Origin of the sequence: Pseudodesulfovibrio sp. 5S69, assembly GCF_037094465.1 — a bacterium.
Classification (GTDB): domain Bacteria; phylum Desulfobacterota; class Desulfovibrionia; order Desulfovibrionales; family Desulfovibrionaceae; genus Pseudodesulfovibrio; species Pseudodesulfovibrio methanolicus.
In genome coordinates this window covers 1,861,617-1,885,035 of sequence record NZ_CP146609.1, presented here as the reverse complement: position 1 = coordinate 1,885,035, position 23,419 = coordinate 1,861,617, and the positions used below count along the sequence as shown (strand labels likewise).

Annotated in this window: 23 protein-coding genes; 6 read left to right on the top strand and 17 right to left on the bottom strand. The window is 65.2% G+C overall.

Annotated features, from left to right (window positions below; translation table 11 throughout):
• Together V8V93_RS08815 and V8V93_RS08810 are read right to left on the bottom strand one after the other, a co-directional pair.
• Entirely contained in the window at window positions 1-630 is a 630-nt protein-coding gene (locus V8V93_RS08815; protein ID WP_338669988.1) for a class I SAM-dependent DNA methyltransferase, read from the bottom strand.
• A gap of 682 nt (window positions 631-1,312) precedes the next feature.
• Window positions 1,313-2,188: an alpha/beta fold hydrolase gene (locus tag V8V93_RS08810; RefSeq protein WP_338669987.1), complete on the bottom strand. Its 876-nt coding sequence runs from the start codon at window positions 2,186-2,188 to the stop codon at window positions 1,313-1,315.
• Window positions 2,189-2,316: 128 nt separating this feature from the next.
• Between V8V93_RS08810 and V8V93_RS08805 the strand changes: the two genes are divergently transcribed.
• From V8V93_RS08805 to lipA, 4 genes are read left to right on the top strand one after another with little or no spacing between them, the layout of a single operon-like run.
• A complete protein-coding gene (locus V8V93_RS08805; protein ID WP_338669986.1) occupies window positions 2,317-3,864 on the top strand; it encodes an ASKHA domain-containing protein in 1,548 nt (515 codons plus the stop codon).
• Complete coding sequence (locus tag V8V93_RS08800) at window positions 3,854-4,966, top strand: small ribosomal subunit Rsm22 family protein (RefSeq protein WP_338669985.1); 1,113 nt, start codon at window positions 3,854-3,856, stop codon at window positions 4,964-4,966. Before V8V93_RS08805 ends, V8V93_RS08800 begins: the two co-directional genes overlap by 11 nt.
• Before the next feature lie 9 nt (window positions 4,967-4,975).
• On the top strand, window positions 4,976-5,635 hold the full coding sequence (lipB, locus tag V8V93_RS08795; protein WP_338669984.1) for a lipoyl(octanoyl) transferase LipB: 660 nt from the start codon (window positions 4,976-4,978) through the stop codon (window positions 5,633-5,635).
• Entirely contained in the window at window positions 5,565-6,434 is an 870-nt protein-coding gene (gene lipA, locus V8V93_RS08790; RefSeq protein WP_338669983.1) for a lipoyl synthase, read from the top strand. The genes lipB and lipA overlap by 71 nt, the downstream gene beginning before the upstream one ends.
• Window positions 6,435-6,612: 178 nt before the next feature.
• Here lipA and recJ read toward each other — a convergent pair whose 3' ends face one another.
• From recJ to V8V93_RS08745, 9 genes are read right to left on the bottom strand one after another with little or no spacing between them, the layout of a single operon-like run.
• Window positions 6,613-8,328, bottom strand: coding sequence for a single-stranded-DNA-specific exonuclease RecJ (recJ, locus tag V8V93_RS08785; RefSeq protein WP_338669982.1), 1,716 nt, complete (start codon window positions 8,326-8,328; stop codon window positions 6,613-6,615).
• An 18-nt stretch (window positions 8,329-8,346) separates the two neighbouring features.
• On the bottom strand, window positions 8,347-9,207 hold the full coding sequence (locus tag V8V93_RS08780) for an HDOD domain-containing protein (protein WP_338669981.1): 861 nt from the start codon (window positions 9,205-9,207) through the stop codon (window positions 8,347-8,349).
• A 41-nt stretch (window positions 9,208-9,248) separates the two neighbouring features.
• Window positions 9,249-10,142, bottom strand: coding sequence for a tetratricopeptide repeat protein (locus tag V8V93_RS08775; RefSeq protein WP_338669980.1), 894 nt, complete (start codon window positions 10,140-10,142; stop codon window positions 9,249-9,251).
• 9 nt (window positions 10,143-10,151) lie between these two features.
• Window positions 10,152-10,856: an orotidine-5'-phosphate decarboxylase gene (pyrF, locus tag V8V93_RS08770; protein ID WP_338669979.1), complete on the bottom strand. Its 705-nt coding sequence runs from the start codon at window positions 10,854-10,856 to the stop codon at window positions 10,152-10,154.
• Window positions 10,849-11,490, bottom strand: a complete 642-nt coding sequence (gene gmk, locus V8V93_RS08765; RefSeq protein ID WP_338669978.1) for a guanylate kinase — start codon at window positions 11,488-11,490, stop codon at window positions 10,849-10,851. Before gmk ends, pyrF begins: the two co-directional genes overlap by 8 nt.
• Complete coding sequence (locus V8V93_RS08760) at window positions 11,491-11,745, bottom strand: DUF370 domain-containing protein (RefSeq protein ID WP_071546552.1); 255 nt, start codon at window positions 11,743-11,745, stop codon at window positions 11,491-11,493.
• Window positions 11,746-11,751: 6 nt separating this feature from the next.
• Window positions 11,752-12,633, bottom strand: coding sequence for a YicC/YloC family endoribonuclease (locus V8V93_RS08755; RefSeq protein ID WP_338669977.1), 882 nt, complete (start codon window positions 12,631-12,633; stop codon window positions 11,752-11,754).
• Between the two features lie 42 nt (window positions 12,634-12,675).
• Window positions 12,676-13,209, bottom strand: coding sequence for a DUF4416 family protein (locus V8V93_RS08750; protein ID WP_338669976.1), 534 nt, complete (start codon window positions 13,207-13,209; stop codon window positions 12,676-12,678).
• On the bottom strand, window positions 13,206-14,507 hold the full coding sequence (locus tag V8V93_RS08745) for a MiaB/RimO family radical SAM methylthiotransferase (protein ID WP_338669975.1): 1,302 nt from the start codon (window positions 14,505-14,507) through the stop codon (window positions 13,206-13,208). The genes V8V93_RS08750 and V8V93_RS08745 overlap by 4 nt, the downstream gene beginning before the upstream one ends.
• A 60-nt stretch (window positions 14,508-14,567) precedes the next feature.
• Here V8V93_RS08745 and V8V93_RS08740 point away from each other — a divergent pair, with 60 nt between their 5' ends.
• Window positions 14,568-15,176: a tetratricopeptide repeat protein gene (locus V8V93_RS08740; RefSeq protein ID WP_338669974.1), complete on the top strand. Its 609-nt coding sequence runs from the start codon at window positions 14,568-14,570 to the stop codon at window positions 15,174-15,176.
• A 3-nt stretch (window positions 15,177-15,179) separates the two neighbouring features.
• On the opposite strand, the gene mnmA is transcribed toward V8V93_RS08740, so the two are convergent.
• Entirely contained in the window at window positions 15,180-16,217 is a 1,038-nt protein-coding gene (gene mnmA / locus V8V93_RS08735; RefSeq protein WP_338669973.1) for a tRNA 2-thiouridine(34) synthase MnmA, read from the bottom strand.
• 160 nt (window positions 16,218-16,377) lie between these two features.
• Here mnmA and V8V93_RS08730 point away from each other — a divergent pair, with 160 nt between their 5' ends.
• Window positions 16,378-16,728, top strand: a complete 351-nt coding sequence (locus tag V8V93_RS08730; RefSeq protein WP_338669972.1) for a hypothetical protein — start codon at window positions 16,378-16,380, stop codon at window positions 16,726-16,728.
• 84 nt (window positions 16,729-16,812) lie between these two features.
• On the opposite strand, the gene gatA is transcribed toward V8V93_RS08730, so the two are convergent.
• The 5 genes from gatA to V8V93_RS08705 all read right to left on the bottom strand — a co-directional run bounded on the left by gatA (window position 16,813) and on the right by V8V93_RS08705 (window position 23,409).
• Window positions 16,813-18,270, bottom strand: a complete 1,458-nt coding sequence (gene gatA, locus V8V93_RS08725) for an Asp-tRNA(Asn)/Glu-tRNA(Gln) amidotransferase subunit GatA (RefSeq protein ID WP_338669971.1) — start codon at window positions 18,268-18,270, stop codon at window positions 16,813-16,815.
• 27 nt (window positions 18,271-18,297) lie between these two features.
• Window positions 18,298-18,582 (bottom strand): Asp-tRNA(Asn)/Glu-tRNA(Gln) amidotransferase subunit GatC, encoded by a 285-nt coding sequence (gene gatC / locus V8V93_RS08720; RefSeq protein ID WP_071546544.1) that lies wholly within the window; start codon window positions 18,580-18,582, stop codon window positions 18,298-18,300.
• Window positions 18,583-18,619: 37 nt separating this feature from the next.
• Entirely contained in the window at window positions 18,620-20,644 is a 2,025-nt protein-coding gene (locus tag V8V93_RS08715) for a hypothetical protein (RefSeq protein ID WP_338669970.1), read from the bottom strand.
• 126 nt (window positions 20,645-20,770) lie between these two features.
• Entirely contained in the window at window positions 20,771-22,684 is a 1,914-nt protein-coding gene (gene dnaK, locus V8V93_RS08710; protein ID WP_338669969.1) for a molecular chaperone DnaK, read from the bottom strand.
• Window positions 22,685-22,788: 104 nt separating this feature from the next.
• Window positions 22,789-23,409, bottom strand: a complete 621-nt coding sequence (locus V8V93_RS08705; RefSeq protein ID WP_338669968.1) for a nucleotide exchange factor GrpE — start codon at window positions 23,407-23,409, stop codon at window positions 22,789-22,791.
• Window positions 23,410-23,419 lie beyond the last annotated feature (10 nt).

The following is a 23,419-nucleotide window of genomic DNA, read 5'->3' as shown; positions in this document are numbered from 1 at the left end:
CTACGCTTCCAGAACTTCGTAGATGCAGTACTTGGCCGTGACGTCCTCTTTCTGCAAATAGTCGGTGTCGACCATCTCCTTGAGCCGGAAGGCGTTGTCCGCCTCCAGCCTGACCATGCGCTTGCGGTAGCCATACTCCTGGTAGGCTCCGTCCCGCACGGTGAAACAAATGTACCCGCCGGGCCGGGTGATGCGCACGAACTCGTCGAAGACCTCGGGCCCGACGTGGGCGTAGGTCAGCGCGCCCACACAGATGGTCGCGTCATAGGAATTATCGTCAAAGGCGAGCCTGCGGTTCATGTCGCCGTGGTGGATGTCGCCGTAGACGTCCTTTTCCTCGGCCACCTTGAGCATGTCGCGAGAGAAATCCATGGCTTCGATGCGGCTATACCCCAGCTCGCTCATGGCCTGACCCACGAGGCCGGTGCCGCATCCGGCGTCCAGGACACGAGACCTGGGGGATTCGAGATAGCGGTCGAGGAGGTTTGCGGCCACGCCGGGTCCCACGTAGCCCATGCCCTGACAGGTGTCCCTGTCGTATTCGTCCGCCCAACAGCGGTAGGCATCAACCAGTTGTTCGGGGGTCGTGGCTTCGTACGTGGCCACCCATTTCTCGGGAGTGTCTTTCATGGCAATCCTTCTGTTAAAAGTTTATAATACATAAATTTTAAAATTTTATACAGTATGCAAAGATAGTATAGATACAAAATTACAACACAACATTAATGCATTACACAAAAATATAAAGCCATAAGTCTCTACAGTATTGAGTCATAAGATAGTTATTTTCGTCATATTCTCGCAAATTCTAAAATGAATTTTGCACCCTATGATTTGAATGAAAATAAATTAATCATCCAAAAATGCTGCTGTGGCTTCCCTTAAAAACATTTATACATGTCAAAGTCAAGTCCGCATGGCATATTCACAATAACGTTGCATTGTCATCCTGTGAAAACGATCAAGAAAGGGCGTTCGCCGGGCACGCGCCGAGGCCCGGCCACGGATGGGACAGGAAGGAAGGCATATGTGGATGGGAACGGCAGAACGCGGGATTACGTCCCGGCGGGGGTGTGAGTCGAACTTCAGGCGATGGATGCCGGCGCTTCTGCTCGTAGAGCACCAAGCGGTACACTACGTCCTGCGCCGGACGATTCAGTCCTTCGAAGGCCAGACCGTGTCAAGGGCAAGGGCGAATACAATCGTCGCATGGATATCTGGCTCAGCCACCTGCACAACACGCTGGAACGCATGGACCGCCACCGGGGGGTGCCTCCCCCCCCTTTCTCCCTTGATCTTGAGCGGACCGCTGTTACCGGGCCGTCGGCCGCATGTGTTCGGCCATGGCGTCCACGATGCGCGGCCAGACCGGCGTGGGCAGGTCGTGGCCCATGCCTTCGATGACCAGCAGTTTCGCGCCCGGGATAAACCGGGCTGTCTCCCTGCCGCCCTCCAAGGACATAAAGGGGTCCCTGTCGCCATGGATCACAAGCGTGGGGGCCTTGATCGAGGTGATGGAGGATTTCCGGTAGCCTTGGGCCACGACGGCCAGCCCCTGGCGGGCCATGCCCTGCGGATAGTAGGACCGGTCGAAGCTCTCTCCCAGAAGACGCCGCAGCCGCTCCTCCTCAAAGGGGAAACCGGGGCTCCACAGCTTCCGCCACATGTCCGTCTGGTGCGCGATGAACGCCTCGCGCTCGGCCGGGATGGGCTTGTACACCTCGGCCAGGACGTCGTCCGCGATCTTGGGCAGTTCGGGGTTCCCCGTACTCGACATGATGGACGTCAGGCTCAGGACGCGCGTTGGGTGCCGATACGCAACGACCTGGGCGATCATGCCCCCGACCGAGGCGCCGCAAACGTGCGCCTTGTCGATGCGAAGGGCGTCGAGCAGGCCCACGGCGTCATCCGCCATGTCATCGAGGGTATAGGCGGGCGCAACGTACTGACCGGCCATGGCCGCCGCGATGTCGGGCACACCCGCCTCATCGAACTTGGTGGAAAGGCCTACGTCCCGGTTGTCGAAACGGATCACGTAACATCCCCGTTCCGCCAGCATCTCGCAAAACCCGGCCTCCCAGTAGATCATCTGGCTTCCACCGCCCATGATCAGCAATAACGCCGGCCCCTTGTCATCGCCGAACGTATCGTACTCAATATCAATGCCATTGGCCTTTACTCGAGACATGATGCCTTCCTTTCGTTTGGTTCACCGCCGACCAAAATCCATACCAATTCCCGCCACCGCCGCCAAGCCCGATGCCCCCGTTTACAGCGCACGCGCCTTGGGCTAGTCTGCGCCCCTACGGAGAAGACGTGAGCATACTGATACACACCCATGACGGCGGGCGTTTCACCCTGGAGCCCAAGCCGGGCGACACCCTGGCCCGGACCATCTTTCTCTCCCGGCTGTGGCACGGCGTGCCGCTATGCTCGGGGCTGGGCAAGTGCGGCCTGTGCCGGGTGCGCTTTGTCAAGGACGCGCCCGAGCCCAATCGCGACGAGTTGAAGAAGCTCGGCCAGGACCGAATCGACCAGGGCTGGCGGCTTTCCTGCCTGCACCCGTCCGAACCGTGCGAGATCGAGCTTCCCGAGCCGGTGCGCAGTCAGCGCGCCGTGCGCGCCCTGAAGCAGGCGGACGGCGACTTTGCACTGGCCGTGGACCTGGGCACCACGTCCGTCCACTGGACCGCACTGGTCGACGGCGAGCCCGTGGCCACGGGCCGCGAGCTCAACCCGCAGATGGGCATGGGCTCCGAGGTCATGTCACGGCTGGCCGCCGCATCCACGGCAGAGGGACGCTTCGTGCTCCGCGCCCTGATCACCGACCGCATCACCGAGCTGGCCGGGCTGGCCGCCCGCAACCTGGGCGGCCGGTGCGTCGGCCTGGCCGTGTCCGGCAACCCGGCCATGACCTACATCCTGCTCGGCAAGAAGCCCGACGACCTGGCCGCCGCGCCCTACGAACTAAGCTATTTCGGCGGCGACGAAAAACGACTGGGCGCAGGCCTGCCGCCCGCGTACATCCCGCCCCTGCTCGCCCCCTTTGTCGGGGCCGACCTGTCCGCCGGGCTGACCGCCGTGGAATACGGCGGCGACCCGCAGTATCCGTTCCTTCTGGCCGACCTCGGCACCAACGGCGAGTTCATCCTGGCCCTGTCGCCCGGAGAGCGGCTGTGTGCCAGCGTGCCCATGGGGCCGGCCCTGGAAGGCGTGGGGCTGTCCTTCGGCCGCACCGCCGGGCCCGGCGCGATCACCGGCTTCCGGCTGACCCCCAAAGGGCTCGACATCCACTACTTCGACGACTCGGACGCAGGCCGCTCGGGCATGACCGGCACGGGCTACCTGTCCCTGGCCGCGGTGCTGCGCGCCCACGGCGTGCTGGACGAGACCGGACGGTTCGCCAAGGGGACCACGCCCCTGGCTGTCCGCCTGGCCGACCGGGTGACGACCGTGAACGGCGAACCCGCCTTTGCGGTCAACGACGAAGTCCGCCTCCCGGCCTCGGACGTGGAGGAAATTCTCAAGGTCAAGGCGGCCTTCAACCTGGCCGTGTCCGCCCTGCTCAAAGCCGCCGGAATCGGCCCGGGCGGCTTGAAACAAATTTATCTGGCCGGTGCGCTGGGCGAACACGTCTCGACCACCGACCTGGAGACTTTGGGTTTCCTCCCCCCGGGTTGCGCGGCCCGGACCGTCAAGGCGGGCAACACGTCCCTCAAGGGCACGGAGCTGCTCCTGGCCGATCCGGCGGCGCGGACCTTCGCCGCATCGCTGCCCGAGGGGCTGACCCGCGTGGACCTGACCGGCGACGCCGATTTCGGCGACCAATTCATCCAAAGGATGTGTTTTTCCTATGTCGATTGACGGCCTGTTTCCCAACCTGACCGAGGACAACGTCGAACAGCTCGTCCGCTTCGACGCCCTGCTCAAGCGTGCCTGGCCGCTCAAAGGCAAGCACCGCGACCAACTCAAGTACGACATCCGGGACATGTCGCGCAGCCTGACCAACGAGCGGTCCACCCGGCGCAAGGAGTACATGACCGACGACAAGTTCCTGTCGCCGTACCTCTACTACTTCCTGCCGTGGAACCTGTTCCGCCTGTCCCGGCTGTTCTCCGGACTGGAGCTGGACATCCCCGAGGACGGCCAGGTGGCCGACCTCGGCACCGGCCCGCTGACCACGGTCCTGGCCCTGTGGATGTCCCGGCCGCACCTACGCGGGCGGCGGCTGAACTTCACCTGCCTGGACATCGCGCCCAAGACCATGAACACCGGACTGAAGCTCTTCCAGGCCCTGGCGGGCAAGGACTCGCCCTGGCGCATCAAGACGGTCAAGGCCGGGTTCCTGGACCACATCCGCGACAAGGCGGACCTGCTCATGGCCGCCAACGCCTTCAACGAGCTGGACTGGTCCGGCCGGGCCACCCGGCCCCAGGCCGAGAAGCTGGCCGCGCACATGATCGGCGCCGTCAAGGAGACCGGACGCATCCTCCTCGTGGAGACCGGCGTGCGTCTGGCCGGGCGGATCATAGCCGAGATGCGCGCCCAGTTCCTGGAGAAGGGCTACAAGCCCATCGCGCCCTGCCCGCACACGGGCGAATGCCCCATGCCCGCCCTGGGCCAGGGGCCCTGGTGCCACTTCAACTTCTCGACCAAAGGCGCGCCCGAGTGGCTGGAACGGATTTCCAAGGAGGCCTCCCTGGAAAAGGACAACGTGAGCCTCAACTTCCTCTATCTTTCGCCCGGCGGTGCCTCGGAATGGGGCGCGGTGCGGGCCATTTCCGAGCCCTTCAAGCTGCACGGCGGCAAGGGCCAGTACGCCTGCTCAGACAAGGGGCTGACCCTGATCGAGTACGCCGCCGGAACGCGGCCCCTGTTTCCGGGCCAACTGATCGCGCCCGACTGGCCGCAAACCCCCAAGACGGACCTCAAGTCCAAGGCGCTCATCCTCCCCTACAAACCCTAAGAGCGAAAAATGAAGATCATCGATCTCGGGCTGATCGGCTACAAGGATGCCGAGGCCCTGCAACTGGAAACCCTGGAGGCCGTGACCAACGGCGGACAGGAAAACACCGTGTTCCTGCTGGAACATCCCAAGGTCATCACCCTGGGCCGCCTGGGCGGGGCCGAAAACCTGCACCTGGACCCCGAAGAGCTTCAGGACCAGGGCATCGACCTGGTCCAGACCACGCGCGGCGGGAACATCACCTGCCACTTCCCCGGCCAGTTGGTGGCCTACCCCATCTGGCGGGTGGAGAAACGGCCCGGCGGCATGCGCAAATTCTTCCACGACATGGAGCAGGCGGTCATGGACACCTGCGCGCATTACGGGGTGCGGACCATCCGACGGCCCAAGCATCCCGGCGTCTGGGTGGACGAAACCCGCAAAATATGTTCCATGGGCATCGGCGTGCGCCATTGGGTCACCTATCACGGTCTGGCCCTGAACGTGGCCCGCGACACAAGCCTTTTCAACGCCATCACCCTGTGCGGCATCCAGGGTGCGGTACCCACTTCCCTGTCCGCCGAAGCCGGACGGGACATAGACATGGAGGACGTCAAGCATGTCTTCAAGCGAGCCTTTGCAAAAGCCTTTGCGGATTCCGCCGTGGCTGCGAATCAAGCTGCCGAGTAACGAGAACTTCACCAACACCTCGGAGCTGATCGGCGACCTGCACCTGAACACGGTCTGTCAAAGCGCCAAGTGCCCCAACAAATGGGAGTGCTTTTCCAAGAATGTGGCCACCTTCCTGATCATGGGAGCCATCTGTACGCGCAACTGCGCCTTCTGCAATATCGCCTCCGGCGACATGGAGCCGCTCGACCCGACCGAGCCCGCCCGCGTGGCCGAGGCCGCCCGGCGTCTCCAGCTCAAGCACGTGGTCATCACCTCGGTCACCCGCGACGACCTCCCCGACGGCGGGTCCGCCCATTTCGCGGCCTGCATCCGGGCCGTGCGCGAGGCCATGCCCGAGTGCACCGTGGAGGTCCTGATCCCGGACTTTCAGGGTGACGAACCGGCGCTGGGGGCCGTGCTCGACGCGCGCCCCAACGTGCTCAACCACAACCTGGAGACCGTGCCGGTCCTGTACGCCGCCATCCGGCCCCAGGCGGACTACCGCCAGTCCCTGACCCTGCTGGAAAACGCCAAGCGCATGCGCCCGGACATCCCGACCAAGTCCGGGATCATGGTCGGCCTGGGCGAGACCGACGAGCAGATCATGACCGTGCTGGACGACCTGGCGGCCATCGACTGCGACATCGTGACCATCGGCCAATACATGCAGCCCAGCCGCCAGCACCCCATGGTCAAGCGGTACGTGGAGCCCGAGGTCTTCGAGATGTACGCCGAGGAAGGCAAAAAACGCGGCATCCGCCACATGTTCAGCGCCCCGCTGGTCCGGTCGAGCTACAACGCCGCCGACTTCGTCTAGACGAAGCAGAACAAGACAAAGCAGCAAGGCCTCCCCGATGATATCACCGGGGAGGCCTTTTCTTTCTTTACGAAAACCCCGCGCCGCAGGCGCAATATGGGGTGCAGGGGTGCGACCCCCTGCCCGCCAGAGGCGAAGTCACCCGACAACGCCGCACAGCAGCCATCCAGTCCTGATTTTAAACCCAGAAGATCCAGTCCCGGATACGCAGATCGATGCTCGGAATCCCCCTGAACCTGTCGATCTTGGGGGTGAAGGCGAAGCGCATGACCCGGTTGTGCACGGCGCGGGTCAGGGAGTCGCCCATGCGCCAGGCCTTGCCGGGGAGTTTGGCGCCGGTCTCCTGGTCTTCGAGGACGAGCTTGACGTGTTCGCCCTCGCGGCCGAACAGGGCATGCTCGGCAACGCGCACGGGCTTGGTGGCGAAGACGGGCTCGGGGTTGCCCATGCCGAAGGGCTGGAGCAGTTCCAGTTCCTTGAGCAGGGTGTTGTTGATGTTGGAGAAGGCCAGCTCATGGTCGAGCTTGAGGGTGGGCGTGAGCGGCTTGGCCCCGAGGGTCGCGACCACGTGATCGTTGAACCGCTCGCGCAGGGCTTCGAGGTTCTCGGCCTTGAGCGAGAGCCCGGCGGCCTGGGCGTGGCCCCCGAAGCCTTCGAGCACGTCGGCCACCTCGGCCAGGCCGTCGTGCAGGTTGAACTCCGGGATGCTCCGCCCCGATCCCTTGAGCAGGCCGTCCGCGGACTCGGGCGAGCAGAGCAGCAGCGTGGGCCGGTAGTATTTCTCGGCCACGCGCGAGGCCACGATGCCGATGATGCCCGGATGCCAATGCTCGGCGTACAGGACCAGCCCGGCCATATGGCGCATGGTCTCGGCCTGGGCCAGGGCCTGGTCCGCGATCTCCTGCTCCTGGCGGCGGCGCTCCATGTTGATGGCGTTGAGCTCTTCGGCGATGGGCATGGCCGAGTCGAAATCCTTGGCGAGCAACAGGTTCAGGGCCTTTTCCGGGTCACCCATGCGCCCGGCGGCGTTGATCCGGGGGGCCAGGTGAAAGCCGATCTGTCCGGCCCCGAGTTCGGCTTGGCGGGCGTAGTCGCTGACCACCTTAAGCGCGGCCATGCCGGGCCGCTTGGCTTCTTTGATGACCAGCAGGCCGTTCTTGACCAGGATGCGGTTCTGGCCGGTCAGCCGGACGATGTCCGCGATGGTTCCCAGCGCCACCAGGTCGAGCAGCGGGCGCACGTCCACCTTGTCGCCGGGCAAAAGCCCGTTCAGGGCCACCACGAGCATGAAGGCCACGCCCACCCCGGCTAGGTCGTCGCAGGAGCCGCCGTCGGACAGGCGCGGGTCGCACACGGCGTGGGCCTCGGGCAGGGTCTCGCCGGGCAGGTGATGGTCCGTGACCACCACGGTCATGCCCAGCTCGCGGGCGCGGGCCACCGGCGCGAGGTCGGAGATGCCGCAGTCCACGGTCAGGAGCATGGTCGCACCCCGCTCGTGGAGCCGCTCCACGCCCTCGACGTTCATCCCGTACCCCTCCTCCATGCGGTTGGGCAGGTGATGCATGACCTCCCTGCCGCGCAGGGCGAAGAATTCCTTGATGACCGCCGTGGCCGTGATGCCGTCCACGTCGTAGTCGCCCCAGACGGCCAGGGTGCGGCCCTCGGCCAGCCCCCGGGCGACGGTCTCGGCGGCCCCGGTCAGGCCGGGGACCTCGGCCGGGTTGGCCATGTGCCGCAGCAGCGGACTGAGGAAGCGGTCCATCTCGCCCACGTCGGTCAGGCCCCGGTTCCAGAGGATTTCCACGATGAGCGGCGATACGTTCAGTTCCTCGGCCATGGCCGCCGCCGACGACGGCGCGGCCCCCTCGTTGCGGGGTTTCCAGATGCAAGGCAAGGCGATTGTCCCGTGTGGTCAGGAGAGTATGTTCACGAATTGTTCGACGTCGTCCGAGTCGACCAGCTCCTCGGCGACTTCCTGCAGGTCGTCCACGTCCACGTCCACGGCCTGGCAGAGCTCGTCCACCCGTTCGCCGTACCGCCCGTCCGGGTCGTCCACGGCGTGGACCACACTGTCGGCCAGGCTGATGACGTTGGACTCGCTGGAAAATTCCGGCGACAGGTCCGGCGAATGGTGCCAGTTGACCGGTTCCACCAGCGCGGCGGGCAAGTCCCAGGAGCGCAGCACCAGCGCGCCGATGACCGCGTGGTCCAACCCCCAGTACTCTTCCTCGGCCTCGCTGTCGATCATCTCGTCGCTCTCGGCCATCTCGCGGATGGCCGCCCAGTCGTCCGGCCGCTTCAGGGCGGTGACCAGCTTGCCGAAGTCGTGGAGCAGCCCGGAGGTGAACAGATTTTCCGGCTTGCCCACGTCGATCATGTGGGACAGCTCCCTGGCGACCATGGCGACCATGAACTGGTGCGCCCAGTAGCGGCCCAGGTCGAAATCCTCGGGCATGGGGTAGCGTCGGGTCAGGCCGGTCACGCCGAGCGCCAGAACGATGTTGCGGATCTCGGCCATGCCCAGCACGGCAGCGGCGCGGGGCACGCTCTGCACTTCGGCCTGCAGGCCGTAATAGGCGGAATTGGCCAGCTTCAGGATGCGGGCGGTCAGCCCCTGGTCCTTGCTCAGGGTCCCGCCTACGTCCTCCATGGAGGCCAGCGACCCGTCGCCGGTCTGGACGAACAGCTGTTTCAGGACCTCGGGCGAAAACGGCAGGTCCTCGCGCATGAGTGGCAGTTCCTGAAGAAAGCCCTGGATCTTTTCCTGATTCATGAACACTCCTGCCCCGAGCCGCCGGGCGGCTCACCGGACCCTTAATCCAGCTTGATGGGCTTTGACGGGGCCGGTTTTTCCCCGTCCGCCGCATCCGCATCGTCCTTGGGCCGCCGGTCCGACTTGACCGCCGACACGTCCGGCCCCTCGTCCTTGCCCACGTATCCCTTGTCCTTGAGGAAGGACCAAAACTTCAAACTCGCCTCAAGGTTCGGGTTCAGTTCCAGGCTCTTGAGCAGATACTTCTTGCACCCCTCGATGTTGCCCTTCTCGAAATAGCAGCGGGCGATGTTGTGGAAGAGGTGTTCGTCGTTCTGGACCAGTTGCTCGGCCCGGAGATAATACTGCAGCGCCTGGTCGTACATCCTGTTCTTGCGCATGTTGATGCCGAAATCGTTGAACAGGTGCTTGTGTTCGGCGTCGAAGGCGGCTTCGAGCCCGACCAGACGCTCGAAAATGTCGTTGGCCTTGGCCTGGTCGCCCCGGTCGAGGTAGGTCAGCCCCAGGCCGAAGTTGGCCCGGACGTTCTCCTCGTCGATGGCCATGGCCTGCTTGTATTCGAACTCGGCGGAATAGGCCGCGCCCCGCTCGCGGTGCTGCTCGCCGCGCACGATGGCCCCGTCCAGCTCCTTTATGGCCGGATAGACCGTGGACACGTAAAACTCCGGTTCGGGGTTGAACTTGGTCAGGAAATCGTCGCGCGGAATATTGCGTTTGGGGCCGGACGGAACGTAGTTGCGGTTCAGGGGCTGGACGGAAATTTCGCCGGTGGCGAGCTCCTCGGCGTCCCAGTACGTCTTCTGGATCGTCTTGCGCTGCGTGGTCCCTGTCCCGACCTTGGCGACGGTCTGCGTGGAGAAGATGCCCTTGATCTTCTCCGCCCCGTCGCGCACTATCTCGTGCCGGTTTTCGACACCCTGCCCCTGCTCGGCCATCCAATGCTCCTATTGGGCCCGGTCCATCTCCCCGATGATCGCCCGGGCCGCTTCTTCCGGCCGTTCGGCCCTGGTCACGGGCCTGCCCACGACCAGGAAATCCGCCCCACTGCGCACCGCCTCCGCCGGAGTGACCACCCGCCGCTGGTCCCCGGCCTCGGCCGAGGCCGGACGGATGCCGGGGGTGAGACACGCGAAGCCGCTCCCGCAGGAGGCCTTGATCCGCTCCACCTCCAAGCCCGAACAGACCACTCCATTTAAGCCATATTGCTTGGCTTTCACAGCCAGGTCAAGGGCCATCTCCGAGGGACCGGGTGCGTCCGCCACGGGCAGGTCCCCGGCAGCCATGCTGGTCAGCATGGTCACGGCCAGAACCAGGGGCGCCGGCTGTCCGGGGAGCGCGCCTTCGGCGCACCCCTCCATGGCCGCGCGCGCCATGCGCTCCCCGCCCAGGGCGTGGATGTTGACCATGTCCGCGCCCAGCCGAACCGCCGAGCGCACCGCGCCCTGGACCGTGTTCGGGATGTCGAAGAATTTCAGGTCCAGGAAGACCTTGAATCCCAGCTCCTTGAGCCCGGTGACCACCTTGGGGCCCTCGGCCGTGAACAGCTCCAGGCCGACCTTCATCCACGGGGCCGTGCCCTTGAGGGTCCGGGCCATGGCCAGGGCCGACGCCGCGTCCCCGAAGTCCAGTGCGACGACGAGATCAGCCATTGTCTTTCCAGGTCTGCATGATGTTGTCGAGGATGCCGGGCCGAAGCGACGGCTTGCACTTTCCGGCCAGGTACACGGCCTCAAGCTCCTTGTACGCCGCGTCCAGGTCGTCGTTGACCACCCAGTAGTCGAACCACTCGGCCTGGGCCAGTTCGCCCGAGGCGTTGGCCAGCCGCTTCACGATGGACTCCTCCGAGTCGGTGCCGCGGCCCCGCAGCCTGCGCACCAGCTCCTCGCGGGACGGGGGCAGCAGGAAGACGAAGGTCCCCTTGTAGAAGGTCTTTTTGAGCTGCTTGGCGCCCTGCACGTCGATGTCGAAGAGCACGTCCTGGCCGCGGTGGAGCATCTCCTCCACCGGCTTGGTGGCCGTACCGTAGAAATTGCCGTGGACCTCGGCCCACTCGCAGAACGCGCCCTTGCTGCGCATGGCCACGAAGGTCTCGCGGGACACGAAGTGGTATTCCCGGCCGTCCTGCTCGACCCCGCGCGGCGCGCGGGTGGTGTAGGAGATGGAGAACCCGAAGTCCGGATATTGCTCGCGCAGCATGGCGATGAGCGTGCTCTTGCCCGTGCCGCTGGGCGCGCAGACCACCAGGACCTCGCCCAGCCTGAATTTGTGATCGTCCTGAACCACCTATTCCCCCTCGTCCGCGCTGAACCGCTGCCCGATGGTCTCGGCCTGGATGGCGGACAGGACAACGTGGTTGGAGTCGGTGACGATGATCGCCCTGGTCTTGCGGCCCTGGGTGGCGTCGATGAGCCGCCCCTCGGCGCGGGCGTCCTCGCGCAGGCGCCGCATGGGCGCACTGGACGGATTGACGATGGAGATAACCCGGTCCAGCACCACGAAGTTGCCGAAACCGACGTTGAGTAATCCCTGTTTCTGCATGCCCACCTACTCGATGTTTTGCACCTGTTCGCGGCAGCGTTCCAGCTCCGCCTTGAAATCCACCACCAACCGGCTGACCTCGGTATCCTGCGCCTTGTTGCCGCAGGTGTTGATCTCGCGGAAGGTCTCCTGCACCAGAAAGTCGAGCTTCTTGCCCACTTCGTCCTTGTCGGCCAGGACCTCGGCCAGCCGCTCCAGGTGGGCGTCGAGCCGGGTCAGCTCCTCGGACACGTCGAGTTTGTCCGTGAGGTAGGCCACCTCCTGGAGCATGCGGTCCTCGGAGAACTCGGCGTTGGCCGATTCCAGCATGTCGGTGATGCGCTGCCGGAGCGACGCCTTCTTGGCTTCGAGGATGTCCGGCACGCGCTCGCGGACCTTGTCGGCCAGTTCGCGCAGGGTGGCGAGCCGGGCCGTCAGGTCGGCCACCAGGGCCTCGCCCTCCCTGGACCGGGCGTCCACCCAATCGGCCAACGCCGCTTCCAGCCCCCTGTTCAGGCTCTCGGCCAGCCCCGGATCGGGCTCGGAACCGCTGTCGCGCCACAGGGACGGCATGGCCAGCACCCGGTTGTAGTCCGGATTGAAGATCTCGCCCCGGCTCTCGGCCAGCTTCTCCATTTCACTGAACATGGCCTGGGCCATGGTCTCGTTGAAGGACACCCCGAGCACCCCGGCGTCCAGGACTTCGAGGTTCAGGGAGACGTCCACCCGGCCGCGCGAGGCGTAGGTACGGACGATTCGCTCCCAGCCGTTTTCCAGCGAACGCAGGGAACCGGGCATGCGCCATTTGACGTCCAGAAACCGGCCGTTGACGCTTTTAATCTCCCAGACGTGGGTCCAGGCGTGTTCATTGGTCTCGCACCGGCCGAAGCCGGTCATGCTTACAGGCATATGTTTTTCCTTCTGGTTGGAAGCCGCGTGTTGTGGAAAAAATCACGTTTGCGGCTTGCTCCGCTTGTTTTTATACGACAGGCGCAGCTTTGTCAGCCGCGTTTTCATGGCCTCCCCCGCGTAATCGGGGAACGTCCAGGGAAAATCCACCCAGTGCCCGCGCTGCCAGATCAGGGTCAGGTCGGCCCAGATGCCGTCGCGCAGATAGATGCGGTGGGAAAAGTTCTTGCCCGTGGCCAGGACCAGGCGTTGCAGGGTCAGGAAACCGGGATCCAGGTTGAACCGTCTGCGTCCGTCCGCAGCGAACCGCTGCTCCACCGCGTTGGTCCACAGCTTGATGTCCGCCAGTTCATCCAGGGGGCGCAATTCGTCGAAGGCGATGAGCCTGCGGGTGATGGGCGCGCCCAGTTCGTCATTGTAGTAGTCGGTCTCATCGAAGGCGAACTCCTCGGACGAGTCGAACGGGCCGAACCGCTGCTCCAGCTCCGCGCCGACCACGGGCCAAAACCCGTCCCAGTCCGCGCTCAGCACGGAGATGACCAGCAGCCCCGGATCGGGCGTCCTGGGCGTACTCACCGTGCGTCCTCCATCGCCCCGGCGAGAGGCTCGACTATGACCACGCCCTTGTCCACGCGCACGGGATGCGCCCGGACCAGGGAACGAGGCGCGCAGTCGGGCGCGTCCTCGAACCGGCAGGCCGCGTAGTACTGGCTGACCCCGCGTCCGCGCTCGTCCTGGACCAGGACGTCCAACTGCGGCAGGTCGAGCAGGCGCTTCAAAAAGGCGGACTTCTTCCGGCCCACGAGCTTCCGCAGCCGGGCCGCGCGCTCCTTGCGCACCGGCACGTCCACCGCGCCGGGAAGGTCCACGGCCTTGGTGCCGGGCCGCTCGGAATAGGGGAAAACATGTCCGTACGTCAGGGGCAGCGAACGGCACAGTTCCATGGTGTGCTCGAACTGCGCCTCGGTCTCGCCCGGAAACCCGGTGATCAGGTCCGCGCCCAACCCCATGACCGGCCAGACCGCCTTGAGCCGTTCCATAAACTCCACGGCGGACTGCGGCGAATAGTGGCCGCGCCCCATGGCCTTGAGCACGTCCGGGTCCCCGCTTTGCAGGGAAAGGTGGAGTTGGGGACAGACCAGCCGGGACGCACCGAGCACGGCAAGCGCCTTGTCGGTCAACTGGCCCGGCTCCACGGACGAGATGCGCAGCCGCGCCCGTCCGGCCCAGTCCAGGGCGAAGGCCTCCTCCAGCCGGGCCACCAGATCCCAGAAATCCGGCTTGCCCGCGAGGTCGCGCCCGAAGTGGCGCAGGTTGATGCCGCTTAAAATGAACTCGCGAAAGCCCGCGCCGAGCAGCCGGGCAACCTCGGCCTCCACCTCGGCCGGATCGCGGCTCACGGACCGGCCGCGCGTCAGGGGCACGATGCAGTAGGTGCAGAAATGGGAGCAGCCGTCCTGGACCTTGACCACGGCACGGGCCCGGCCGTAGCCGGTGATGGAAAAGGGCGCGAAGCGCGGCTTGTCCCGGCCTGCCGCATACCCCTCGGGGCCGTCCAGCAACTGCGCCTTGTCAGCCTGGGCGACCACCCGGATCACGCCGGGCAAGGCCGCCAATTCGTCGGGGAGGACCTGGGCCGCGCACCCGGTGACGATGATCCCGGCCTCGGGGTTGTCGCGGTGGAAGCGGCGCACGGCCTGGCGCAGGTCGGCCACGGCGTTGGCGGTCACGGCGCAGGAGTTGACCAGGATGAGATCGGCCGCGCGCGGGTCGTCCACCTCGACGGCGTCCCGCCCGGCCCAGGCCTCGGCGATGGACCGGGTCTCGTACTGGTTGATCTTGCAACCCAGGGTGGCGGTGTGGAAGGTTGTCATGCTAGGATACGTCTGTCCGGTTTGTAAAAAAGTTCATTCATTCTAGCCGAGGTGGCCCCCATGAAGCAAACGAATACCATTTCCCGCCCTTCAGGCACCACGTCCCGGCCCCTGGCCGCCCTGTTTGCCCTGCTGGCCCTGCTGCTCGCGGGCTGCGTGGGCTCGTCCCTCGGCGTAGGGGTGGGCGTGGGCACCGGCGGGGGCGGCGTGGGAGTCGGCATAGGCGCGGGCTCGACCTCGGTGGGCGTCGGCGCGGGCGGATTCGGCGTGTCCCTGAACTCCTCCGGAGACTTCCTGAACAACGGCCCGAACGAGGCCTATCTCAACAACAAGGCAGGAATCAAGCAGTTGAACGACGGAAATTTCGAGGCGGCCCGCAAAATTTTCACCGACACCCTCGAAAAATACCCGGACCTGCCGGACTCCACCTACTATCTCGGCCTGACGCTCATCTACCTGGGCCAGCGCGAGGCGGGTTTCGGCCTGCTCAAGACCTACCGCGAGCCCCTGTACTACCGGGCCACCAGCGCGGTGCAGCGCATGGCCGCCTACCTGGAAAAGAAGCCCGAACTGACCGCCGAGGAAATCCACAAGGCCATGAACCGGGAGCGTCGCGACGGGTTCGACCGGGACCTCCGCGAGCGGATGGAGATGCAGCGCGGCTTCTAGCGCCTACAGCGCCTCCTCGATGACCCCGCCGCCGAGCACGGTCCCGGCCTCGTCATAGACCGCGGCCACCTGGCCGGGCGTGGGCCGGACGTGGGGCTCCAGAAAATCAAAGTACAATTTGCCGCCGGACAGCCACGCCTTGGCGGGCTTGGCCTTCTGGCGGTAGCGGGTCTGGACCAGCACGGTGCCGGGCCAGTCCCTGACCGGGCACATGAGGTTGACCTGTCCGGCCACGCACCCGTCGGCGGCGAGGAACGCCTTCGGCCCCACGATCAGGGTGTTGCTCGCCACATCCTTGTCCAGGACGTAGAGCGGCTCGGACCACGGGATGCCCAGGCCGCGCCGCTGGCCCTGGGTGTGCCGCCACAGCCCCTGGTGCTCGCCGATGATCCGGCCGTCCGGCAGGGCCGCCGGGCCCGGTCCGGGCATGTCGCAGCGCGCGGTCAGGAAGTGCTGGTAGTCGTCGTCCGGCACGAAGCATATCTCCTGGCTCTCTCTCGGCAACGGCGGGGTCAGGCCGTGGGCTTCGAGGATGGCCGGCACGTCGCGCTTGAAGGTCCGGGCCAGGGGGAACTCGGCCAGACGCAGGTTCTCCACCGGGACCATGGACAGGAAATAGCTCTGGTCCTTGGCGGCGTCCCGGCCGCGCACCAGCATCCTGCCCTGCTCCCGGTCGGCCATGCTGACGTAGTGGCCGGTGGCCAGCCGGTCCGCCCCGAGGTTGCGGGCCGCGTCGAAGAGCACCCCGAACTTCATGCGCGGGTTGCACATGGCGCACGGGTTGGGCGTCAGCCCGGCCCTGTACTCGGCCACGAACGGCTTGATCACCCGGTCGTCGAAGGCCTGGTGCAGGTCCAGGGCGTGAAACGGCACACCGAGCGTTCCGCACGCCCCGGCCAGTCCCGCGGCCACCCGCTCCCAGGCCAGAGACGGCGGCAGGAAATGCCCGTGCACGGCCATGAGCGGTTCGCCCCGCTCCTTGAGCAGAGCGAGCGCGAGCAGGCTGTCCATGCCTCCTGAAACGGCCACGGCAATGGTCATCGGTATTTTCCCCCATGCGTCATGTGCGGCATCCTACGAAACCAGGAGGAAAATGGGAAGATATTATAATATGAAGGTATCCCGGCATGATGATGCCGACGGCGCCCGACCCCGCTCTGCCGGCTTGCCCTGCCGCCGGCAATGGACTATTGAACACCCTATGGAATACCAATATCACGGCATCGGCTTCCTCGCTTTCGTCGGGCTCTTTTTTCTGGCCGGGTTCCTCGGCCTGTACCGGGCCTGGCTTGGCATAGTCGCCGCTGCCGTCGTCGCGGCCGTGACCAACTACCTGCTGGACGACACCGCCCTCGGCCTGATCGCCGGGACCGCGGGCGGCCTGGCCACGGGCGTGGGCGGCGCGGTCATCATCCCCCTGCTCAGGGCCGGACGCCACGGCAGACCCGCCTCGAACATCCGGTTCGTGAACCACGGGGCCATGGGGCGGACGAGCCTCAACTTCAACTGGATGAAAGACGACAACATCGGGGACCCCGGTCGCAGGCGATAAGCCGGACCGCCCGACACTCAGCCGATAGAAAAAAGCCGGTTGCCGACAGTTGTCGGCAACCGGCTTTCGCGTTGCGGGAAAGCCCTAGAGCTCGGGTATGGACAGGGGCGGCAGGGCGCGCTCCAACCGTTCGGCCACGGAGAGCATCTCCGCCTCGCAGAAGGCCGGGCCCATGAGCTGGAGGCCCACCGGCATCGCGGAATCCTTGCCCAGCCCCACGGGCAGGGACATGGCCGGGATGCCCGCCAGGTTGGCGGAAATGGTGAAGATGTCCATGAGGTACATCTGCAACGGATCGGCCTTGTCGCCCTTGACGAAGGCCGTGGTCGGGCAAACCGGACCGGCGATGAAGTCGCACTGCTCGAAGGCCTTGTCGAAGTCCTGGCGCAGCAGGCGGCGGACCTTGGCGGCCTTGTTGTAGTAGGCGTCGTAGTAGCCGCTGGAGAGCACGTAGGTGCCCATGATGATGCGCCGCTGCACCTCGTCGCCGAACCCTTCGGTGCGGCTGGCGGTGTACATGTCGATCAGCTCCTCGGCCTTCTTGTTGCGGTAGCCGAAGCGAACGCCGTCAAACCGGGACAGGTTGGACGAGGCCTCGGCCATGGCGATGATGTAGTAGGTGGCGATGGCGTACTCGGTCAGGGCCAGCTTGACCGGCACGGCCTCGGCCCCGAGTTTTTGCATCTGGGCCACGGCACCCGCGCAGGCCTCCTTGACCTCCTCGTCCAGGCCCTCGCCCCAATACTCCTCGGGCAGGCCGATCTTGACGCCCTTAAGGTCCTCGCGACCGAGCCCGGCCAGGTAATCCGGGACCTCGACGTCCACGGAGGTGGAGTCCTTGGGATCGTGTCCGGCCATGACCTGGAGCAGCCGGGCCGCGTCCTCCACGGACCGGGTCATGGGCCCGATCTGGTCGAGCGAAGAACCGTAGGCGATCAGCCCGAACCGGGAGATGCGCCCATAGGTCGGCTTGAGGCCGACGATGCCGCAAAACGAGGACGGGGTGCGGATGGACCCGCCGGTGTCGGTGCCGAGCGCGCCGAAGCACTGCCCGGCCGCCACCGTGGCTCCGGAACCGCCCGAGGACCCGCCGGGCACGCGTTCCACGTCCCACGGGTTGGCGGTCATGAAAAATGCGGAGTTCTCGGTTGACGAGCCCATGGCGAACTCGTCCATGTTGGCCTTGCCGACGAACACGGCCCCGGCCTCCTTCAGCCGGGCCACGGCCGTGGCGTCGTAAAAGGGCACGAAATTCTCAAGGATCTTCGAGCCGCAGGTGGTCTTGACGCCCTTGGTGGTCAACAGGTCCTTGAGGACCATGGGCACGCCCCACAGCGGCTTGGACGGGTCCGGTCCGGCCGCGTCCATGGCCTCGGCCTCTTTCAGGGCCTCGTCGCCCATGACCGTGATGAGCGCCTTGATCCGGGGCTCGGTGGCCTCGATGCGGTCCAGGCAGTGCTTGACCACCTCGACAACCTTGACGTCGCCGGATTGCAGCAGGGCCGCGATCTCGGAGAGGGTCTTCGTATGTAGCTCAGACATTAATCAATCCTGAATTATATCAAAATATTAAACAATGCGTGGAACAATGAAGAACTGGCCGTCCTGCTCCGGAGCGTTGGCCAGGATTTCCTCGCGCCTGTAGTCCTTGCGCACTTCGTCCCGGCGCAACACCGTGGTGTGCTTGACCGGGCTGTACAGGGGCTCCACCGCGTCCGTATCGAGCTCGCCGAGCTTGTCCATGTAGGCAAGGATGTCGCCGAGCTGCCCGGCAAACAATTCGAGCTTGTCCTCGGGCAGGTCGAGCCGGGAGAGGCTGGCGACCTTGGCCACTTCTTCGGGACTGATCTTCATGGGTTTCTCCTTTATGCGCCGCACCGGCTTCGGGCGGCTACTGGTCGGTGGCGGAGGCGGGCTTGCCCTCTTCCTCCAACCGCTTCTCGTAATTTTCCATGCGCCGTTCGCGCCGGGCCTTGGCCCTGGCGATGCGCTCGGCGAACTTTTCGGGGTCCACGATCCGCTTGCCGTTGGCGGCCGGGGTAAACAGGTACAGGTCCTGGCTGGCCGTGCCGTTCTTGTCCCAGGTCATGGGGGCCATGCTGAAGTCCATGTCCTCGGCCTTGCGGATGCGTTTGTTGACCATGTCGCTGTCCCAGGACGCGGGCAGGGTGCCGAGCTTGCCCGCGAAGCGCAGGAAGTCGTAGCCCAGCGCCACCCAGAAGTCGGCCTGGCCCAACCCCTCCTCGGTCAGGGCTGTCTGGAGCGCCTTGCCGCCGTCCGAGCCGTCCCACCACGCGCCGGGACAGACCGCCAGGCGGTAGTAGTGCTCGTCCACGTCCTTGGCGTCGTCCAGGGCCCGGCTCCACAGGCCGGGGCCGAGGAAGACCAGTTGGTCGCCCTCGTAGAAAAAGAAGTTGGGCAGCAGGGTCTGGGCCTGGCGCCAACCGTCCGGGATGAACACCGCCCCGAAGTCCGGCATGGGCAGGGGCACGTCCTTGTTGTCGCTGAAATCAGCGGGCACCTTCAGCAACTTGCCCACGCGCCGGGTCCACTGCTTGAGTTCGTGCGGCGGATAGGACTGCATGCCCTTGATCCGCCCGCCGAGCGGCGCGGCCTCGCTGTAGAAGGTCTGGGCCATGGTCCGGCCGAACTTCTCCTCGGGATAGAAGACGGCCAGATCGGTGATGCCGAGCTTGTCCACGGTCAGGTGGACCAGGCTGCGCACCTCGTCGTTCCGGCTGGTGAAGAAACGCCAGGCGTCCTTGCCCTCGGTCAGATCACCCAAGGAGGACAGGAAGGCAAACACGGCGCGCTTCCCGAGCACGCCGGCAGCCGGGGAATCGGCCTCGTAGAACCGCTTGAAGGCGTTGATGCGCAGCGGCCCGCCGACCACGGAGAAGTGGCTGGGCAACTGGGCCAGCCGGGCCTCCCAGCCGGGGGCCTCGGTGTTGATGACCCGGAGCTCCACGTCCACGCCCTCCTGGGCCAGCCGCCACTGGGCCAACCCCGCGCCGCGCAGGATCTTCACGCCCACCCTGGCGTACGGCCCGGTCACGGGCAGGGCCAGGGCCAGGCCGATGCGCGGCACGCCGTAGCGCGCCTCAAGCTCGGCCAGCTTGTTCTGCAACGGGATGGGATCGGCCAGTTCGCCGGAGGTCGCCAGGTCGCGCAGGGTGCGCCAGTCTGCGGACCACGCCGAGCTGTCCGAAGCCGTGCGCACACCGCGCTCAAACGCCACCAGGGCATAGGGGAAGCGCCACTGGTTGACCGGGGTGACCGTCTTGGCCAGGTCGCCCACCACGGTGTCGTCCATGTCGGCCAAACGCTGGGAAAATTCATGCTCGAACAGGGACTTGGCCTGCTCGTCCGGGGCCAGGGCGTAGAACCTGTCCAGGACGTCCAGGGCGCGCTCGTAGTCCTCGTGGCCGTCGTAGTAGTCCGCGTACCACAGGGCCACCGCCTGCTTGGTCGGCCACGGCACGTTGCTCGCGCCCAGGACCCATTGCAGGTGGTTGCTCAGCCGCTCGGTCTTGCCCAGGGCGCCCATGGCGTCGAGGTAGAGCCGCTCCCAGTCCGCCCGCTCCAAGACCTGGGTGTCCTGGTTGGCCCACTGCTCCAGGGCGATGCGCGCCTGGTGGTAGTGGCCGTTCTGCGATGCGGATTCGGCCAGCCGGACGTAGACCGTGGGCAGTTCGCTCCGGACCAGGTCGGGCCGCTCCAGGGCGGCGGCGTAGTAGAGCTCGGCCGCCTCCCAGTGCTTGGCCTTCCAGGCGGCGTCGGCTTCGACCAGGAGGTTGGGCGTGGACAGCATGTCCGCGCTCTTGACGGGCATGGTCCTGGGCGCGCAACCCCAGGAAAGGAGGCCGACCAGGACCAGGGCGGCCAGTATCTTGACGTTATATGCGGAATTTTTCATGGGGGACGGCTTGGTGCATTGTCGGTTCGGCCGCGGCCATTGCCCGCAACCAGATAAAAAAACCCGGCCCGCATACTGCGGACCGGGTAATGCTATACTTCGCTTGGCCTGTGAAGGCAAGCCGAACTACTTGACTTCGGTGTAGTCGGCGTCCACCACGTCGTCGTCATCCTTGGCCGAGGAACCGGCTTCAGGACCGGCCGCGCCCGCCGCCGCGCCGGGATTGGCGTTCTCGGCGTTCTGTTGGGCATAGAGCTGTTCGGCCAGCTTGTGCGAGGCCTGGGCCAGCTCGTCGGACTTGGCCTTGATCTGGTCGGGGTCGTCGGCCTCCAGGGCCTTCTTGACTTCCTCGATCTTGCTCTCGATGTCCGCCTTCACGGCGGCGTCGACCTTGTCGCCGAGGTCGCGCAGGGACTTCTCCGAAGTGTAGACCAGGGTATCGGCCTGGTTGCGGGCCTCGATCAGGGCCTGCTTCTTCTTGTCCTCGTCGGCGTGGGCCTCGGCGTCCTTGACCATCTGGTTGATCTCGTCGTCGGACAGGCCGGAGCTGGCCGTGATCTGGATGGACTGTTCGCGTCCGGTGCCCAGGTCCTTGGCGTTGACGTGCACGATGCCGTTGGCGTCGATGTCGAAGGAGACCTCGATCTGCGGCACGCCGCGCGGCGCCGGCGGAATGCCGGTCAGCTCGAAGTTGCCGAGCAGCTTGTTGTCCGCGCACATGGGACGCTCGCCCTGGAAGACCCGGATGGACACGGACGGCTGGTTATCGGCCGCGGTGGTGAAGACCTGGGACTTCTTGGTCGGGATGGTCGTGTTGCGCTCGATCAGGTGCGTCATCACGCCGCCCATGGTCTCGATGCCCAGCGACAGCGGGGTCACGTCGAGGAGCAGGACGTCCTTGACGTCGCCGGCCAGGATGCCGCCCTGGATGGCCGCGCCCATGGCGACGACCTCGTCCGGGTTCACGGAGCGGTTGGGCTCCTTGCCGAAGAAGGACTTCACCTTCTCCTGGACCAGGGGCATGCGGGTCATGCCGCCGACGAGGATGACCTCGTCGATGTCCGATGCGGACAAGCCGGCGTCCTTCAGGGCCTTGCGGCACGGCTCCACGGTGCGGTCGACCAGGTCGTCGACGAGCTTCTCGAGCTTGCCGCGGCTGATCTTGACCATCATGTGCTTCGGGCCGTTCTGGTCGGCGGTGATGAACGGCAGGTTGACCTCGGTCTCCATGGAGGAGGACAGGTCGTGCTTGGCCTTTTCGGCGGCCTCCTTGAGGCGCTGGAGAGCCATGCGGTCCTTGGACAGGTCGATGCCGTTTTCCTTCTTGAACTCGTTCACCAGGTACTCGATGATCCGATGGTCGAAATCCTCGCCGCCCAGGAAGGTGTCGCCGTTGGTGGCACGCACTTCGACGACGTTGTCGCCCACTTCGAGAATGGAGATATCGAACGTGCCGCCGCCGAGGTCGAAGACCGCGATCTTCTCATTGGCCTTCTTGTCGAAACCGTAGGCCAGGGAGGCCGCGGTCGGCTCGTTGATGATGCGCTTGACCTCGAGACCGGCGATCTTGCCCGCATCCTTGGTGGCCTGGCGCTGGGAATCGTTGAAGTAGGCCGGGACGGTGATGACGGCCTCGGTGACGGGCTCGCCCAGGTAGGTCTCGGCGTCCTTCTTCAGCTTCTGCAGGATCATGGCGGAGACTTCGGGCGGAGAGTACTTCTTGCCGTCGATCTCGACCCAGGCGTCGCTTCCGTTACCGGCCACGATCTTGTACGGACAGTGCTCCTGCCACTTCTGGACCTCCGGGGCGCCGGCGGCGCGGCCCATGAGCCGCTTGATGGCGAAGACGGTCTTCTCGGGGTTGGTGACGGACTGGCGTTTGGCGATGTCGCCGACCAGCCGCTCCTTGTCTGTGAACCCCACCACGGACGGGGTGGTTCGGCCGCCCTCGGGGTTGGTGACGCATTTCGGGTCTTTGCCCTCCATGACGTAGACACAGGAGTTGGTGGTTCCAAGGTCGATCCCTATGATCTTACCCATATTGATGTCCTCCTAAGATATAAAAGTCGTATTTGACGTAAATTTTCGTTACTTTCTTCAATAATCACGCGTTGGCCCTTGTAAAGGCCGCAGCGTCAAAAAACCTACAGCTTGTTGACCATGACTTTGGCCGGACGCAGCAGCCTCCCCTTGAGACGGTAACCGTTCTGGACCACCTGGGCGATCCGGTTGTCGCCCAGCGAAGGTTCCTGCACGGTGCCCACGGCGTCATGGATTTCGGGGTCGAATTCGGTTCCCTTGGCCGCCTGCACCGCCTCCAGGCCATGGTTCCTGACCGCGTCCAGGAAAATCTTGCGGGTCATGTCCACGCCGACCACGAAGTTCTTGCACTCGGCGGACAGGTTGTCGGTGTGGGACAGGGCCAGATCCAGGTTGTCGAGGATGGGCAGCAGGTCGGACAAGATGGACTCGCCCGCGTACTTCTTCAACTCCTCGGTCTCCCGGAGCAGCCGCTTCTTGACGTTCTCGGAGTCGGCCAGGGCGCGCAGCCGGATGGCCTCGGCCTCCTTGAACATGTCGCACTCGGGACAGACCGATTCCTTGCACAGGGCGGCCAGTTCCTCTTTGCTCAGAGACACCTCCGCCGATTCCTCGGCGGATTCGGCCTCATTATCGCTCCGGCCTTCGACGGCCTGTTCCTCCAATATCCGCCCCTCGTCGTCGTACAGACCGTTGATGGGCACTTCGTTCGTATTTTTCGCCATGAAATCAATT

Excerpts from the sequence above, each read along its gene's own strand:
- V8V93_RS08815 (WP_338669988.1), bottom strand. The coding sequence starts at position 630 with ATGAAAGACACTCCCGAGAAATGGGTGGCCACGTACGAAGCCACGACC.
- V8V93_RS08810 (WP_338669987.1), bottom strand. The coding sequence starts at position 2,188 with ATGTCTCGAGTAAAGGCCAATGGCATTGATATTGAGTACGATACGTTC.
- V8V93_RS08800 (WP_338669985.1), top strand. The coding sequence starts at position 3,854 with ATGTCGATTGACGGCCTGTTTCCCAACCTGACCGAGGACAACGTCGAA.
- lipB (WP_338669984.1), top strand. The coding sequence starts at position 4,976 with ATGAAGATCATCGATCTCGGGCTGATCGGCTACAAGGATGCCGAGGCC.
- lipA (WP_338669983.1), top strand. The coding sequence starts at position 5,565 with ATGTCTTCAAGCGAGCCTTTGCAAAAGCCTTTGCGGATTCCGCCGTGG.
- V8V93_RS08780 (WP_338669981.1), bottom strand. The coding sequence starts at position 9,207 with ATGAATCAGGAAAAGATCCAGGGCTTTCTTCAGGAACTGCCACTCATG.
- V8V93_RS08775 (WP_338669980.1), bottom strand. The coding sequence starts at position 10,142 with ATGGCCGAGCAGGGGCAGGGTGTCGAAAACCGGCACGAGATAGTGCGC.
- pyrF (WP_338669979.1), bottom strand. The coding sequence starts at position 10,856 with ATGGCTGATCTCGTCGTCGCACTGGACTTCGGGGACGCGGCGTCGGCC.
- V8V93_RS08760 (WP_071546552.1), bottom strand. The coding sequence starts at position 11,745 with ATGCAGAAACAGGGATTACTCAACGTCGGTTTCGGCAACTTCGTGGTG.
- V8V93_RS08755 (WP_338669977.1), bottom strand. The coding sequence starts at position 12,633 with ATGCCTGTAAGCATGACCGGCTTCGGCCGGTGCGAGACCAATGAACAC.
- V8V93_RS08745 (WP_338669975.1), bottom strand. The coding sequence starts at position 14,507 with ATGACAACCTTCCACACCGCCACCCTGGGTTGCAAGATCAACCAGTAC.
- V8V93_RS08740 (WP_338669974.1), top strand. The coding sequence starts at position 14,568 with ATGAAGCAAACGAATACCATTTCCCGCCCTTCAGGCACCACGTCCCGG.
- mnmA (WP_338669973.1), bottom strand. The coding sequence starts at position 16,217 with ATGACCATTGCCGTGGCCGTTTCAGGAGGCATGGACAGCCTGCTCGCG.
- V8V93_RS08730 (WP_338669972.1), top strand. The coding sequence starts at position 16,378 with ATGGAATACCAATATCACGGCATCGGCTTCCTCGCTTTCGTCGGGCTC.
- gatA (WP_338669971.1), bottom strand. The coding sequence starts at position 18,270 with ATGTCTGAGCTACATACGAAGACCCTCTCCGAGATCGCGGCCCTGCTG.
- gatC (WP_071546544.1), bottom strand. The coding sequence starts at position 18,582 with ATGAAGATCAGTCCCGAAGAAGTGGCCAAGGTCGCCAGCCTCTCCCGG.
- V8V93_RS08715 (WP_338669970.1), bottom strand. The coding sequence starts at position 20,644 with ATGAAAAATTCCGCATATAACGTCAAGATACTGGCCGCCCTGGTCCTG.
- dnaK (WP_338669969.1), bottom strand. The coding sequence starts at position 22,684 with ATGGGTAAGATCATAGGGATCGACCTTGGAACCACCAACTCCTGTGTC.
- V8V93_RS08705 (WP_338669968.1), bottom strand. The coding sequence starts at position 23,409 with ATGGCGAAAAATACGAACGAAGTGCCCATCAACGGTCTGTACGACGAC.